Genomic DNA, 15,703 nt, shown 5'->3' on the forward strand with positions numbered 1-15,703 from the left:
GATGTTAATCGTCCTCGTTTGCAACGAGGATGTGCGAGGTTGGCGATTGTATCGCCGTATTTTATCATTCCCTCACCAAAATCATCAAACTGATATCCTCAACTTCCACTGAACCTGAAATTGTCTCTATTCCCGCTTCTTCTACCTTTTCTTTATTTGCAATCACTTTCCAGTCTCCCTCAGGCAGATCAAACTGAAGCGGCTCTCTTCTGGCATTATAGATCACAATTACTTTATCCCACTCTTCATTTTCAAGTTCACTTCCATCGATCTCAAAAACTATGGCATTATCCTCATCCAGGTGAAATTTTATTGATTCATTAATCACTTTCTGGCTTTGCAATCTGAAGACCGGATGGGAATTATGCACTTTCAATAACTTAACTATATAATCTTTCAGCCCTTCATATTTCATTTGTCGATCCCAGTCGATCTGATTGATCGAATCCGGTGATTCAAATGAATTCTCAACCCCATCCTTGGTTCTGGCCATTTCAGAACCTGCATGTAAGAACGTAATTCCCTGTGAAGTGATCACCATTGATAATGCCAGCTTATGCATTGCCAGGATTTCTTCCTCATTATCTTCTTCCCCATTAGATAAATTCAGTCTGTCAAAGAGAGTGTTATTATCATGGCAGGAAACATAATTCACAGTCTTCAAAGGTGAGTCTGACCATGGACTATTACTATAATTTACTTTTTTATAATCTATATTTTCATGCTTGGTAGCTGCAGTTACACCAAATTTTATACTTTCCTCAAGATCTTCGGCACCGGAAACAAATCCTTTTTCTTCCACCTCAAAAACTGATCCCTTGATCCCATCGCGCATATCATCTGAAAATGCTGCTATCCCAACCAGTTCTTTTGTATTTGCTTTCAAAGCAAGAACGCTATCCGGCAACGGTGATGAACCAGCCTTCCATCCCTCCCCATACAACAGCACATCAGGTTTGATTTTTCGCAATTCTGAACTGATTTGGTTCATTGTCTCAATATCATGAATACCCATCAAATCAAACCTGAATCCATCAATATGATATTCGGTCATCCAGTATTTCAAAGACTCGATCATGAACTTACGCATCATCGGTTTTTCCGAAGCGGTTTCATTCCCACAAGCTGCTGCATCTGAAAGACTTCCATCTTTATTATAGCGATAATAATATTCCGGCACTGTTTCATTAAATGACATCCCATCTACACTATGAGTATGGTTATAAACTACATCCATGATCACCCCCATTCCCTTATCATGAATTGCTTTGATCATTTGTTTTGCTTCTTTCACTCTTATTGCTCCATCTGATGGATCAGTGCTATAGCTACCCTCAGGAACGTTATAATTTATCGGGTCATATCCCCAATTGTAATTTGGTTTATCGAGTGTCTCATCGATAGAGGCAAAATCGAAAAAGGGCAAAATATGAAGATGAGTAACTCCCAAATCCTTGATATAATTAAGACCTGAAGGAGCTCCTGAAGGAGTAGAGGTATTTTCTTCAGCAAAAGCAATAAACTTCCCCTTGTTTTCCATACCACTTTCGGGATGTTTGGAAAAATCCCGGACATGGATTTCATAGATCACAGCATCAACGGGCCTTTCTAATACAGGGCCTTTATCATTTTCCCAACCTTCCGGATTTGTTTCTTTCAAATCAATTACCTGAGCTCTTTCACCATTTCGTCCCACAGCTTTAGCGTAGGGACCAGGAACCTCTTGCATTTCAACATCATCAACTGTCACCTGGTAGGTGTAGTATTTCCCCTTTGCATCACCTTCATAAATAAATTCCCAGGCACCGGACTGTATTGGCTTCATCGGATACCTGTCAATTTCCTCAGACCCAATATCCTTATCATAAAAGATCAGATCAACCTTTTCTGCAGTCGGTGCCCATAATTTGAATATACTTTTGTCCTCAGAATAGGTAAGCCCCAGGTCATCACCAGAATAGACAGGATATTGATCTTCCATTGTAGTTGAATCTTTATTTTCGGAACAAGAAGCAACAATCAGCAAAAGTGCTATAATAAGGTAATAGTTTATTTTCATGTTTGGGTATCATTAATAAAAAAACCAGGGTAAAATAACCCTGGCCTTTATAACAAACAATATTTCTTGAATTATAATCCTTTTTAGAATGGAGAATCATCTTCTGTTGGCTCAAGGCCTCCGCCTTTTTCTCCTGGTCCGTAACCAAATCCTCCTCCTGATGGTGGCGGAAGTTCATCATCAAAATCATCGTTGATCTTAGAACCAAAGATTGCTCCTCCGTCATTTCCTCCGGATCCTCCGCCGGAATTTTCGAATGAAGAGAATCCACCAGAACCGGCAGTATTTTGGAATCCGCTATCATCAAGATCTGTAAATCGAGTGTATTTACCGATAAATTTAAGCTTAACAGTATCCAGTGAACCATTTCTGTGCTTGGCAATAATCACCTCACCCATGTTAGTAGTCGGCATACCATCTTCGTCTTCAGTAATACCATAGTATTCCGGACGATAAAGGAACATTACCATATCCGCATCCTGCTCAATCGAACCTGATTCCCTTAAGTCTGATAGCTGCGGTCGCTTATCTCCTCCACGAGTTTCCACAGCACGAGATAACTGAGACAGGGCAATTACCGGCACATTAAGCTCCTTAGCAAGATTTTTCAATGAACGCGAAATAGTTGCAATTTCCTGCTCACGATTACCTTTACTTGATGAATCTCCCTGCATCAACTGAAGGTAGTCAATGATGACCAATTGAATATCATGCTGAGATTTCAATCGACGACATTTAGCCCGAAGCTCAAGAACTGATAAGGCGGGAGTATCATCAATGAAAATCGGAGCTTCAGTAAGCTGGGTAGTTTTATGAACAAGCTGTTCCCATTCGTAATCTTCGAGGTTACCCTTCTTAAGTTTTTCAGATTCCAATTCTGCCTCAGCAGAGATCATCCTGTTTACCAGCTGTACGGCAGACATCTCAAGAGAGAATATTGCTACACCCTTGGCAAAATCTACTGCAGCATTCCGCATGGCTGAAACTACAAAAGCTGTTTTACCCATACCCGGACGAGCTGCAATAATTACAAGGTCTGATTTCTGCCATCCTGATGTCACTCTATCGAGAGCTGAAAAGCCTGTAGGCACTCCGGTAAGTCCTTCTTTTTGATCACGCTTAGCCTCAAGCTCAGTTAAGGCATCTTTCATGATCGACTTCATATCGGCATAAGACTTACGGATACTTTTCTCACTGATCTCAAACAAGTGTCCCTGGGTCTTGTCTAATAGTTCAAATACATCAGTGGTATCTTCGAATGCCATTTCCTGAATTTCGGAAGAGACAGAGATCAATTCTCTCTTGATAGCCTGCTCAACAATAATTCTTGCGTGAGCTTCAATATTTGCTGCAGAGTTGACTCTCGAGGTCAGTTCTGCGATATAATAAGCGCCGCCAACAAATTCTAACGTTCCACTTTTACGGAGCTGATTAACAACAGTCTCCATATCGATCGGTTCCGACTCATTAAAGAGGGTAACGATCGCTTTATATATTTCTTTATGATGGTCTTTATAAAAAGATTCAGGATGCAGCACATCGATAACTGCTGTTAATGCATCCTTTTCGAGCATTAATGCTCCTAATACAATCTGCTCCAGATCCACTGCCTTGGGAGGCACTTTCCCTAATCCCTTCAAACTTTCTGGCACAGCAGGCCTTCGTTGTTTCCTATTGCCTTTACCTGCCAGTACATTTTCATTATCCATAAAACAAAACTACACTTTAATTTGAGCCATCAATCATTTAGTGGATTGTTTTTATCCACCGTAATATCCACAGACTTATCCACATTCCTGATTATCAGTCTGAAACCTGTTAAAATTTAAGTATATTAAATAAACTAAACTGCAAAGATTCGTAATCAATTCCATTTTGAAAACGAACTTTTACAAATTATGATATCTTTGTATCTATAAAACAGGGAATTTTACCCTACATAACGATTAACTGAGATAAATACTGCCAATGGAAAACATAAAAAAAGTTCACTTTATCGCCATAGGCGGCAGCATAATGCACAACCTTGCTGTAAACCTGAAAAATGATGGCTATCAGGTCACAGGTTCCGACGATACTTTTTTCGAACCTTCAAAGTCTACTTTAAAAGAACATGGATTACTTCCTGAAAAAGAAGGCTGGTACCCTGAAAAAATAACATCAGATATAGATGCAGTGATTTTGGGTATGCATGCCAAACAGGATAATCCGGAATTGTTAAAAGCAAAGGAATTGAATGTACCTATATATTCTTTCCCTGAGTTCGTTTATGAACGAAGCAAAAACAAGCAGCGCATTGTCATTGCAGGGAGCCATGGAAAGACTACCATTACTTCGATGATAATGCATGTGTTGAATAAACTGGGAAAGCCTTTCGACTATCTTGTCGGTGCGAAAGTTGAAGGATTTGAAACAATGGTCAAGCTTTCTGATGCTCCAATGATCATAATTGAGGGCGATGAATACTCTACTTCAGCACTTGATCACACTCCAAAGTTCCTTCATTATCATCATCACATAGCCCTGATTTCAGGCATTGACTGGGATCATGTCAATATTTATCCTGACAGGGATAATTATGTTGCCCAGTTTGATAAACTAGCTGATCAAACACCTAAGGCAGGCTCATTAGTTTTTAATGAAGATGATAATCTTGTCAGTGTTATTGGCAATAAAGAAAGAGAAGACGTTGTAAGAGAGCCATACACTACTCCGGATCATTATGTAAAAGATGGCAAAACATATTTGAAAACTGAGTTTGGTGATATCAAATTAGAAATTTTTGGCATTCATAACCTTCAGAATATAGCCGGAGCAAAAGCTGTACTGTCTCGAATTTCAGTTCAGGATAAGGAATTTTATGATGCAATCGGATCATTCAAAGGTGCTTCAAAAAGAATGGAGCTCGTAGGTTACAGTACCAGTGGTGCTGTTTACAAAGACTATGCTCATGCTCCATCTAAGATCGAAGCTACTACCAAAGCACTTAAAAATCAATATCCGAATCGCAAGCTAATCGCCTGTATGGAGTTGCATACCTATAGTAGCTTAAGCAAAGATTTCCTAAGTGAATACAAAGGAAAACTAGATTCTGCAGATGAGAAGCTGGTTTATTTCAATCCTAAAGCCATAGAAATAAAAGGACTCGATGATCTTAAACCTGAAGAGGTCAAAGAAGCTTTCAATGATGGTGAAATCAAGGTATTCAAGGATAGTGGAGAACTTAGATCTTACCTTGAAAGCCTGGAACTAAACAATGCTAACTTACTGATGATGAGCTCCGGAAATTTTGACGGGATAAACATCGACAACCTATCTGAAAAACTTTTATAACTATGTATTTAAATCTTAAAAGCCCCCTGGCATTTTTTGATCTTGAAACGACAGGAACTAATATCAGCCATGACAGAATCGTTGAAATTTCAATTGTCAAGGCTATGCCGGATGGCACTAAAGATATAAAAACCATGAAAATAAACCCGGAGATGCCAATTCCTGAAGAGGTATCTTTAATTCATGGTATCAGGGATGAGGATATCAAAGATGCTCCTACTTTTAAACAGGTAGCAAAGGAACTAGCCAAATTTCTTGAAGGCGCAGACCTTGCCGGATACAATATCGTCAAATTTGATGTTCCGGTACTTGTCGAAGAATTTTTAAGAGCTGATATTGATTTTGATCTCAGCAACAGAAAGCTTGTTGACGCTCAGAAGATCTTTTTCATGATGGAAAAGAGAACTTTATCTGCTGCTTATAAATTCTATTGCGACAAAACCCTTGATGGTGCCCACAGTGCCGAAGCTGATACGTTAGCAACTCTGGAGGTTTTGAATGCCCAGCTTAAAATGTACGAAGGCATGGAAGTAGAAGATCTGTTAGGCAAGAAAATCGGTGTGATTGAAAATGATATGGACAAGATCCATGCACTGACTAACAAAAAGATGGTAGATCTGGCCGGAAGAATCGTCTTCAACAATAAAGGAGAAGAGGTATTTAACTTTGGCAAACACCGTGGAAAACTTGTGTGCGATGTGTTAAAGAAAGAACCTGGATATTATGACTGGATGATGCGAGGTGATTTCCCTTTAGATACTAAAAGGAAATTAACGCAAATTAAGCTCCGCGATTTTAACATGAAATAATTAGCAATTACAATATTTTCAACAGCCCTTTTAACTATTATCGATTTTAAAAAATCGGGTTTAATTAGTTAAAAGGGCTGTTTTTTTATAGGAGAACTGGATAATTATTAGTAGTATAAATGTCAGAAATCAAATCTGCTATGTCAAAAATAATTATTGTCTCCAACAGGTTGCCTTTGAGGGTTGAAAAGAAAGCAGAAGGCATGAAATTTAAAGCCAGCGAAGGTGGACTTGCTACAGGGTTAGGTTCAATTTATAAAGAAGGTGATAATGTTTGGGTCGGATGGCCGGGTGCATTTTTTTCAGATTCCACTGAAGAATCGAATGTTACACTGAGACTTAAACAAGAAAACATGCTTCCTGTCTTTCTAACGCAGGAAGAAATTCACAACTACTACGAGGGGTTCAGCAATGAAACACTCTGGCCAACATACCACTACTTTTCTCAATACGCTGTATATGAACCTGAATTCTGGGAAAGCTACAAAAGGGTAAATCAAAAGTTTGCCGATGCTGTTGTCAGCATTGCAGAAAAAGGTGATATTGTCTGGGTCCACGACTACCAGCTGCTACTTGTACCCCAGATGATAAGGGAAAAATTCCCGGATATAACAATTGGCTTTTTCCAGCACATACCATTCCCTTCATTTGAGGTTTTCAGACTCCTGCCATGGAGAAGAGAACTGATCCAGGGAATGTTTGGAGCAGATCTCATCGGGTTCCATACCTATGATGATATGCGTCACTTTTTAAGTGCCGTAAGCCGTGTTGTAGCTAAAAGTAATTCAAGTGGAATCATTGAGGTAGGAAACCGGTCCGTCCTGGTTGACAGTTTTCCTATGGGAATCGATTATGAAAAATACTCAGGTCTCGCCATATCAGACGAAACTGCAGAAAGAGAAAAACGCTATCGGGAATCACTGGGAGACGTACGGTTGATCCTTTCAATGGACAGGCTGGATTACAGTAAAGGAATACCTCAAAGACTGGCTGCATTTGAAGCCTTTTTAACTAATTACCCGGAATACAGGGAAAAGATATCCTTACTTCTTCAAGTTGTTCCTTCAAGGGATAAAGTGGAGAAATACAAAAAATTAAAAGAGGAAATAGAATTACTAGTTGGCCGGATAAACGGGAAATTCAGCCGTATTAAATGGACTCCCATTCATTACTTCTACCGGTCACTCCCTATCAATGCTATTTCTGCTTTTTATGGCATGAGTGACGTGGCACTGGTAACACCTATGCGTGATGGAATGAACCTGGTCTGCAAGGAATATATAGCAAGCAAGGCGCACGAAGGTCGTGGTGTACTGATTCTTAGTGAAATGGCCGGAGCTGCCAAGGAGTTAAGCGATGCTATATTGGTTAATCCAAATAACCAGAAGCAATTGGTCGAAGCGTTATACCGTGCCCTGACAATGCCAGCACCAGAGCAAAAAAAGCATCTGGACATTATGAATGACTCGATAAAAAAATACAACATTCATCACTGGGTAAAACTATTTATGGATAGATTAACTTTTATCAAGGAAGAACAAAAACAACAAGCAACTAAAATGATTGACCTGAATGCCATCGGAGTAATTAAGGATGAATACAGAAAGGCTGATTCCAGAGTTTTATTTTTAGATTATGACGGGACTCTTGTAGGATTTAATAATGATCCGAAAAAAGTTGCTCCGGATGAAGAACTGGTCTCTCTTCTTGATGACTTAAGCAAGGATGACAAAAACAGGGTGGTTGTTATTTCAGGTAGAGATAAAAACACACTTAACGAATGGCTTGGCGGTCTTGACATAGACTTAATTTGCGAACATGGCGTCTGGCTGAGGGAAAAAGGCTCAAACTGGAAAAACATAACCAAATTAGACCCTTCCTGGAAAGATCAGATAAAACCTGTTCTAGATAGATATGTTGATCGTACTCCGGGATCATTTATCGAGGAAAAAGACTTTTCTCTAGCCTGGCATTATAGAAAAGTGGAAACCGGACTAGGCGAAATGAGGGCCAGAGAATTAACTTCGCACCTTAAATACCTGGCTGCTCCCCTGGACCTGATGGTTCTTGAAGGAGACATGGTAGTTGAGATAAAAAATAGTCAGGTTAATAAAGGCCGGGCTGCACAGAAGTGGATAGAAAAATTTCCAGCAGAATTTAATCTTGCGATCGGAGATGATAAGACAGATGAGGATACTTTCAGCGTGATGCCTGATGAAGCTTTTACTATAAAGGTAGGTATCGGTAATTCTAACGCTGACTACTCGGTAGAAGATCACGCCCAGGTACGTGTCCTGCTTAAAAGTTTGCTATAATAAAAATCAATGATAATATTATAAAAAGCCGGTATAATCCGGCTTTTTTTTATCTATCAGGTCTGATAATCATTTCATTGATCACTGCATGGTCAGGTTGTGAAAGTATGTAATAAATATTTTTGGCTATATCCGCACTTTCCAAAACAATACCTGAAAAATAGTCTTTAAATTTTTCGGCTGTTTCTTCATGGTGAGTATGATCCTTAAACTCCGTATCTACCGCACCAGGGGATATATTGCTGATTCTGACCTTATCTCTTAACTCGAGTCTGATTCCTCTTGTGATTACATCAACAGCATGTTTACTAGCTGCATATACCACACTTCCCGGGAAAACATCATGGGCTGCGACACTTGCAAGATTGATTATATGCCCGGAAGATTTAAGCAGATATGGTAAAGAATAATGAATACATGAAAGCAGGCCTTTCACATTCACATCAAACATATTATGAAAATCCTCCAATTCACCTTCTGCTACAGGTCCAAGATAACCTACACCTGCATTATTAATCAGGACATCAATACTACCAAATTTTTCAACTGCCTGATTAATGAAGTTTTTAACCTGGGATTTATCTGTTACGTCTACCTGTATCGCCAGTGCCTTCTCTCCTATCTCTGAAGCTGTTTTTTCAATTTCATCTTGTCGTCTTGCACCTAATACAACAGTTGCTCCTTTTTCTGCCAGAAGCCTTGCTGTAGCTTCTCCGATACCACTACTTGCTCCTGTGATTAATACAGTTTTGCCTTTAATTTCCATGTCCAAATTTTTGTTATACTTTAAGTTCTAACAACAGTAGTCGGGACTTGTTTATTTAACCTCCTTCTTTATAAAAGTAGTCAATACCGGGATTAGCATATCATGCAAAGGCCCTTCATTAAAGTAACTATCCAGATTCTGCTGATAACCGCCTTCAATTTCCTTCAGGACATGATTCATATCTTCAATTTCCTTATATTCAGCATTCTTACTTTTCTTTGACAGATCTTTTAATTGTTCTGGTTTAACCTGTAAATCCTTAGTACCAGCAATCAGAAGCACCGGGACATCGATCTGTTTAATTACTTCCGAAGGATCATATTTTAACCACGTTTTTATAAAGTACTGTGCCTGTGGATTAAAAATAGACTTCAACAATAAATGCGGTTGTCTGATTGAATCCCCTGCAATCAAAGTATCCAGATAGCTGCGGCTTAATTTTAAAATTCCCGGCCCCTGGGGTTCAAGCTGTTCCATTAATACTTTATCGATTCTATAACCCTGACCACAAAGACTGATAACGCCCTTAACCTTGGCTTTTTCCCTTGCTGCTACCACCATAGAAACCAGACCTCCCTGACTATGTCCAAGTAAAACTTGCTCATGATCAGGCATTAAGCTATCTAATTGCAAGCTCCAGGCCTCCAGATCATTTATAAAATCATCAAATGTGATGAGCTCGCTGATCTTACCACTTTCCAACAAAGCAATTGAACGCTTATTATATCTAAATGAGGCAAAACCTTCCTTTGCGAGTTCTTCAGCAAGCACCTTGAGATAAGAAGTTTGCATCATCTGCATATTACCATCCTGATTTACAGGACCTGACCCGGGAGTAATAATAACCAAAACATCTTTCTCAGAAGTTTCCGGTAAAAGAAGAGTTCCTGTCAAATCAAGGCTATCCCTGGTAATAGAAATAACTTTTTCGGTCTGACCACTAATAAAAGTAAAAGGAAATAAGATCAGAATAAATAATAAAACTCTTATCATAAAAATGAGGGTTTATCTAACTTTCTGGAAATTCTTGTTGCTGCATTTATTAACCCTACATGACTATAAGCTTGCGGGAAATTACCCCACTGAGAACCCGATTCTGCATCAACGTCCTCACTTAATAAACCCACGTGATTTTCAAAACTGATCAATTCTTCAAAGATCTTTATAGCTTCTTCAATTCTGCCGACACAAGTCAGGGCTTCAACATACCAGAAAGCGGTAATCAAAAATGTAGTTTCAGGTGTACCGAAATCATCAGCATGTTTATATCTGTAAAATAATCCACTATCGGCAGCCAGTTCCATTTCCAGGTTTTTCAAATGGCTTTTAGCCTTATCACTATTATGCGGGATATAATTCATCATGATCATTTGAAGAGTAGATGCATCAAGATGCTTACTTCCTATGGCCTGTGTATAAACACCTCTTTCCTCATCCCAGCATTTTTCGATCTTTTTAGTAGATCTTGAAACAAGGTCTTGCGCCTGAGAAATGATCTCTTCATCCTTGAGGTGCCGTCCGATCTTTAAGGCAGCACTTGCACCTGCCCATTGAAAAAGATTGGTATAGCAATGCTCTTGTGCGAGAGTCCTGAATTCCCATAATCCAGCATCCGGCTCGTCGAGCGTTTTATTAATAAGGCCAAGCATTTTATTGATCAACTTATGGCTTCCTGCACGTTCGTCTATTATAAACCTGTTATCGATATAAAGAGGTAACAATGACACTAAAACCTGACCATATACATCATTTTGAATATGTTCATAAGCCTGATTACCAATCCTAACTGGCTGGTTACCCATATACCCCTCGAGATCGAGAATGTGTTCAATAAGAGATTTTTCACCACTTATACTATATAGTGGCTGAAATCTTTCACTTTCCTGAACTGAAATGTTAGCGATATATTGAAAATATTGTTCTACTTCTTCGAAGTGACCAATACTATTAAATGCATTTAAAGTATAAAAAGTATCTCTCATCCAGCAATACCGGTAATCCCAATTACGAGTACTTCCTGGAGCTTCAGGTAATGAAGTAGTACCAGCTGCTATAATAGCACCGGTATCTTCGTATTGATGAATTTTTAATGCCAGAGCTGACCGAATAATAACCTTCTGATAGAAATTACCAATACTGGTACTTTTAACCCATCCCCTCCAATATAAGATGGTTTCATTCATAAATCTTTCTGATGTACGCTCAATTGATGCTTCCAAAGGTGCCCCATAGGTTAAAACAAGGTACTTTGGCTCATTCAGCACAAACCCTCTTTCATCCTCAATATAAGTCAGGGAAATATTGGTAGTAAGCCTTAAGTTCTGTTCAAGTCCAAGGTACTCAATGTGGTTACTACCTCTGTGCGCTTCTGGCTCTATCTCACCATAATTACCAACCGGATTGCATTTGACTTTTATCCGTGGAGTTCCGGATAGCGGTTCGATCTTTCTGATCATCATCAGCGGTTTGTAATACCGGTCATTCTGATAAAACCTGGGTGCGAAGTCTGTTACCCTGTAACTACCATCAGAAGTTTCAATTTCTGTTCTGACAACATTTGTGTTTTCTATATAGTATTGATTGGTACTAAACCCACCGTCATCATCAGGAAGAATTGAAAACTCACCACCTTTACGCTGGTCAAGCATCCTTCCGAAGATAAACGAGCTGTCAAAGCGGGGCCAGCACATCCAATCGATGTTAGTATTCTTATTTACATATGCCAGAAAAGCACAGTTTCCGACTATAGCGTGAGGATAAATATGTTTCTTCTTTTTCATTAAGCTTTATCTTTCCTGTAAAAGGTCAAGGTTAACCGGTTTAAACCGAATCTTGAAATCATTATCTAAGAAATAGAACTTACAGGTCTAACATCCAACAATCATTTAAGTTTTTGATGATTAAATGTAAAATTTATAAAAGTTAGACCATTCAAAGGGGTAAAAAAATAAAAAGCCCAAAAACTTATGCTTCCGGGCTTTTTCTAGAATGATCCTTATTTATTTTTATTGTAATATTCCATTGCCTTCGGCATCAATTCCTTCAAATCTGATATTCGGGTATCGTGACTTGGGTGAGTACTTATGAATTCAGGCGGTTGCTGACCTCCGGATTTTTCAGCCATCCTGCCCCAGAAATCAACTGCTTCTCTGGGATCATAACCGGCAATTGCCATAAATATTAATCCGATTTCATCGGCTTCAGATTCGTGCTTTCTGGAAAATTTAAGCATTCCTAATTGGCCACCCACTCCGAAAGCCTGAAGAATTAATTGCTCTCCTGCAGAAGGATTTTGGCCCATAAGTGCTCCAAAAGTCCCGAATGCTCCTTGTAATACCATAGCATTACTGATCCGTTCTCTACCGTGATTAGCTATAGCGTGAGCAATTTCATGCCCCATGACCACTGCTACACCCGCTTCATCCTCACAAATTGGCATTATTCCTTCATAAAAGGCAACCTTACCACCTGGCAGACACCAGGCATTGGCTATATCTTCATTGACCAGTTTAAATTCCCATTCAAACCCATCGATAACCTCTAAGGAATTATTATTTCTTAAATATTGTTCGACAGCAGCTTGAATTTCATGCCCGACATTTTTAACCATCTGGGCATTTCTGGTTCCTGTAACTACCCTGGCAGTATCGAGAAACTGATCATATTGCTGAAAAGCAACTGGTATAAGTTCTTCATTACTTACCAGACTTAATTGTCTTCTTCCTGTAACTGGGACCGTGGCACATCCATAAGCGATAATTGCCACGAAAAATATTGCAAGTACTTTCTTCATGGTTTTTGACTTCAAATTTTTGATAATATAATATTAACTTTGAATTTGGCGTATTGAAACTTAATAAATCATAGCTTAAACTTATTATATAAAATATGAAAATTCTGGCAATTGGCAGAAATTATGTTGATCATATTAAAGAATTGAACAACGAGATCCCGGATAATCCGGTAATCTTTACTAAACCGGATACAGCATTATTGAAAAATAACGATCCTTTTTATTATCCGGACTACAGTAATGATATCCACCATGAGATCGAAGTGATCATAAGAATTTGCAAGCAGGGAAAAAGTATCCAGCCTAAATTCGCTCATAAATATTATGATTCGGTGGGTTTGGGAATAGACTTTACAGCCAGAGATCTACAGTCAGAAGCCAAATCGAAGGGGCTTCCCTGGGCGATAGCAAAAGGATTCAACGGTTCTGCCCCGATTTCAGAATTTATTCCTAAAACTGAATTCGAGGATATTCAAGACCTGAACTTCGAACTTCAGGTAAATGGAGAAACCAAACAAAAGGGAAATACGTCATTAATGATGTATAAGATCGATGAGTTGATTGCTCACATTTCAAAATACATTACACTTAGTACAGGAGATATAATTTTTACCGGTACTCCAAAAGGAGTCGGGCCGGTTAAAAAAGGTGATAGATTAACCGGATTTTTAGAAGGAAAAAAAATGCTTGATTTCGAAATAAAATAATTAATATGGGTGACTTTTTCAGGGCAACTTTGATCATTTTTATGATCTTTCAGACAATTGGAGTATTTGGGCAGTCTTATGAACCATCTGAAGGTTCGTATCTATTCCCGATGAATCCGCATAACCGTAACTATCTTGCAGGAACAATGGGTGAATTAAGATCTACCCATTTCCATGGTGGTCTGGACATTAAGACAGGTGGAGTTGAAGGATGGGATGTATATGCTGCTACAGGAGGATATGTCTCCCGAATAAAAGTATCGACTTCAGGATATGGTAACGTCATTTACCTTTCTCACCCGAATGGTTATACCACAGTATATGCTCATTTAAGTGAATTTGAACCAGAATTGGCTAAATGGGTTAGACAGCAGCAGTACGACAAAAAAACCTTTGAGATCGAACTTTTTCCGCAGGAAGGTCAGTTCAGTTATAATAAAGGAGAGCTAATTGCTTTAAGTGGAAATTCAGGCTCAAGCTCCGGACCTCATTTACATTTTGAAATTCGCGATGAAAAACAACGACCTATAAATCCTCTTTTTAATAATTACAAAAAAGAAATTGTAGATCAGATTCCTCCTACTCTATATGAAATTGCATTTGAACCGCTAAGTAAAGATACCAGGATCAATGGTAAGTACGAGCGATTAGAGGTAAGACCATCAAGAAGAGGGAATGATTATTATATCAATAAAAACATCAACATCGAAGGCCCGGTGGGTATTGAAGTAAAAGCCTACGATAAATTTAATGGGGTACCCAACCAAAACGGCGTCCCTGTAGTTCAGTTATTTGAAAATGACCAAATCCTTTTTGATCAGTCTCTGAACTATTTTTCTTTTAGTGATCAGAGAGATATCCTTATTCACACAAATTATGCTGCCAAAGTAAATGGCAGTGGAATGTTTAACAAGCTATATATTGAAGATGATAACCCCTTACCGTTTTATGACAGATCTTTAGGTAAGGGAATTGTTGAACTTTCTGAAGGTGATCAAAAAGATTATAAAATAAATCTGAAAGATGCTTATGGAAATACTTCTGTTGCCTCTTTCAAATTATTTGGAGAAAAATCAGACCCTTCTGCCCTATATACTGCAGTTGATGTGCCTTATGAAATTGACAGAAAAAGAAATAACCTAATCATATCAACTCCAAAAACGGAAAGTCCTGACAGCATTGTGATCTATTCAGGATTTCAAAAACACTATGAGACTCCTGCATATATTACATCCAATGCAAAATTTTATATCTGGGATTTAAATTGGGGTACACCTGATTCCGCAATGATCAATGAAGTTTCACATACATTTGATTTCGTTGCGACAATCCCTAACAAAACCAGCTATAATTTTTACAGCAAAACTGCGAATATTAATTTTCCATACAGATCAGGATTTGACACTCTTTACCTGGAATACAGTTACGAATACGATTCGGTTAAAGAAATTGAAAAATTTTCTATTGGAGACCATACAGTTCCTTTGAGAAAAAGCATGGCCGTAACACTAAAACCAAAAAAAGAATATAGCGACAAGGCCGGAGTTTACCGAATAGGAAACAATGGAAGATGGTTTAGCTATGAAGGAGGGGAAAGATCGGGAGATGCTTTCACTTTTTACACAAGATATTTTGGTGATTTCACAATCAGAGAAGATAATGAGAAACCTGACATCAGGGCGATAACATTGAATCAAAACTCTCTAAGATTCGTCATTGATGATGATATGTCAGGAATTAATACTTACGATCTTTATGTGGATGGGGAATGGGTGTTAATGAAGTATGATTATAAAAGAAAACTGATCGAGTCAGAAAAACTAGACCCAAACATTCCTTTTAAAGGCAAGTTATTACTGAGAGTTACTGATAATGCAGGAAACATAAAAGAATACAACACACAATTATAAACCAAAAAAGC

At 38.5% G+C, this 15,703-nt stretch carries 11 protein-coding genes; 5 read left to right on the forward strand and 6 right to left on the reverse strand.

The window, feature by feature from the left end:
* Positions 1-64 precede the first annotated feature (64 nt).
* Positions 65-2,059 (reverse strand): type I pullulanase, encoded by a 1,995-nt coding sequence (gene pulA, locus OO013_RS17450; protein ID WP_266058270.1) that lies wholly within the window; start codon positions 2,057-2,059, stop codon positions 65-67.
* An 83-nt stretch (positions 2,060-2,142) separates the two neighbouring features.
* A complete protein-coding gene (dnaB, locus tag OO013_RS17455; RefSeq protein WP_266058271.1) occupies positions 2,143-3,768 on the reverse strand; it encodes a replicative DNA helicase in 1,626 nt (541 codons plus the stop codon).
* A 259-nt stretch (positions 3,769-4,027) separates the two neighbouring features.
* On the opposite strand from dnaB, the gene OO013_RS17460 reads away from it, so the two are divergent.
* From OO013_RS17460 to OO013_RS17470, 3 genes are all read left to right on the forward strand, one after another.
* Positions 4,028-5,392, forward strand: a complete 1,365-nt coding sequence (locus OO013_RS17460) for a UDP-N-acetylmuramate--L-alanine ligase (protein WP_266058272.1) — start codon at positions 4,028-4,030, stop codon at positions 5,390-5,392.
* A gap of 2 nt (positions 5,393-5,394) precedes the next feature.
* A complete protein-coding gene (locus OO013_RS17465) occupies positions 5,395-6,201 on the forward strand; it encodes a 3'-5' exonuclease (RefSeq protein WP_266058273.1) in 807 nt (268 codons plus the stop codon).
* 119 nt (positions 6,202-6,320) lie between these two features.
* Positions 6,321-8,516 (forward strand): bifunctional alpha,alpha-trehalose-phosphate synthase (UDP-forming)/trehalose-phosphatase, encoded by a 2,196-nt coding sequence (locus OO013_RS17470; RefSeq protein ID WP_266058274.1) that lies wholly within the window; start codon positions 6,321-6,323, stop codon positions 8,514-8,516.
* 49 nt (positions 8,517-8,565) lie between these two features.
* On the opposite strand, the gene OO013_RS17475 is transcribed toward OO013_RS17470, so the two are convergent.
* The 4 genes from OO013_RS17475 to OO013_RS17490 all read right to left on the reverse strand — a co-directional run bounded on the left by OO013_RS17475 (position 8,566) and on the right by OO013_RS17490 (position 13,075).
* Entirely contained in the window at positions 8,566-9,282 is a 717-nt protein-coding gene (locus OO013_RS17475) for an SDR family oxidoreductase (protein ID WP_266058275.1), read from the reverse strand.
* A 51-nt stretch (positions 9,283-9,333) separates the two neighbouring features.
* Positions 9,334-10,275, reverse strand: coding sequence for an alpha/beta hydrolase (locus OO013_RS17480; RefSeq protein ID WP_266058276.1), 942 nt, complete (start codon positions 10,273-10,275; stop codon positions 9,334-9,336).
* Positions 10,272-12,062, reverse strand: coding sequence for a glycoside hydrolase family 15 protein (locus tag OO013_RS17485; protein WP_266058277.1), 1,791 nt, complete (start codon positions 12,060-12,062; stop codon positions 10,272-10,274). The genes OO013_RS17480 and OO013_RS17485 overlap by 4 nt, the downstream gene beginning before the upstream one ends.
* Before the next feature lie 215 nt (positions 12,063-12,277).
* A complete protein-coding gene (locus OO013_RS17490; RefSeq protein ID WP_266058278.1) occupies positions 12,278-13,075 on the reverse strand; it encodes a M48 family metallopeptidase in 798 nt (265 codons plus the stop codon).
* A gap of 95 nt (positions 13,076-13,170) precedes the next feature.
* On the opposite strand from OO013_RS17490, the gene OO013_RS17495 reads away from it, so the two are divergent.
* Entirely contained in the window at positions 13,171-13,782 is a 612-nt protein-coding gene (locus OO013_RS17495) for a fumarylacetoacetate hydrolase family protein (RefSeq protein ID WP_266058279.1), read from the forward strand.
* Between the two features lie 5 nt (positions 13,783-13,787).
* The gene (locus OO013_RS17500; protein ID WP_266058280.1) at positions 13,788-15,692 is read left to right on the forward strand and encodes a M23 family metallopeptidase; all 1,905 of its coding nucleotides are present in this window, start codon (positions 13,788-13,790) and stop codon (positions 15,690-15,692) included.
* The last annotated feature ends 11 nt before the right edge of the window (positions 15,693-15,703 follow it).

Origin of the sequence: Mangrovivirga halotolerans, assembly GCF_026241165.1 — a bacterium.
GTDB classification, from domain to species: domain Bacteria; phylum Bacteroidota; class Bacteroidia; order Cytophagales; family Cyclobacteriaceae; genus Mangrovivirga; species Mangrovivirga halotolerans.

Bases quoted from the DNA above. Each gene is read 5' to 3' on its own strand.
- pulA (WP_266058270.1), bottom strand. From the start codon at position 2,059: ATGAAAATAAACTATTACCTTATTATAGCACTTTTGCTGATTGTTGCT.
- dnaB (WP_266058271.1), bottom strand. From the start codon at position 3,768: ATGGATAATGAAAATGTACTGGCAGGTAAAGGCAATAGGAAACAACGA.
- OO013_RS17460 (WP_266058272.1), top strand. From the start codon at position 4,028: ATGGAAAACATAAAAAAAGTTCACTTTATCGCCATAGGCGGCAGCATA.
- OO013_RS17465 (WP_266058273.1), top strand. From the start codon at position 5,395: ATGTATTTAAATCTTAAAAGCCCCCTGGCATTTTTTGATCTTGAAACG.
- OO013_RS17470 (WP_266058274.1), top strand. From the start codon at position 6,321: ATGTCAGAAATCAAATCTGCTATGTCAAAAATAATTATTGTCTCCAAC.
- OO013_RS17475 (WP_266058275.1), bottom strand. From the start codon at position 9,282: ATGGAAATTAAAGGCAAAACTGTATTAATCACAGGAGCAAGTAGTGGT.
- OO013_RS17480 (WP_266058276.1), bottom strand. From the start codon at position 10,275: ATGATAAGAGTTTTATTATTTATTCTGATCTTATTTCCTTTTACTTTT.
- OO013_RS17485 (WP_266058277.1), bottom strand. From the start codon at position 12,062: ATGAAAAAGAAGAAACATATTTATCCTCACGCTATAGTCGGAAACTGT.
- OO013_RS17490 (WP_266058278.1), bottom strand. From the start codon at position 13,075: ATGAAGAAAGTACTTGCAATATTTTTCGTGGCAATTATCGCTTATGGA.
- OO013_RS17495 (WP_266058279.1), top strand. From the start codon at position 13,171: ATGAAAATTCTGGCAATTGGCAGAAATTATGTTGATCATATTAAAGAA.
- OO013_RS17500 (WP_266058280.1), top strand. From the start codon at position 13,788: ATGGGTGACTTTTTCAGGGCAACTTTGATCATTTTTATGATCTTTCAG.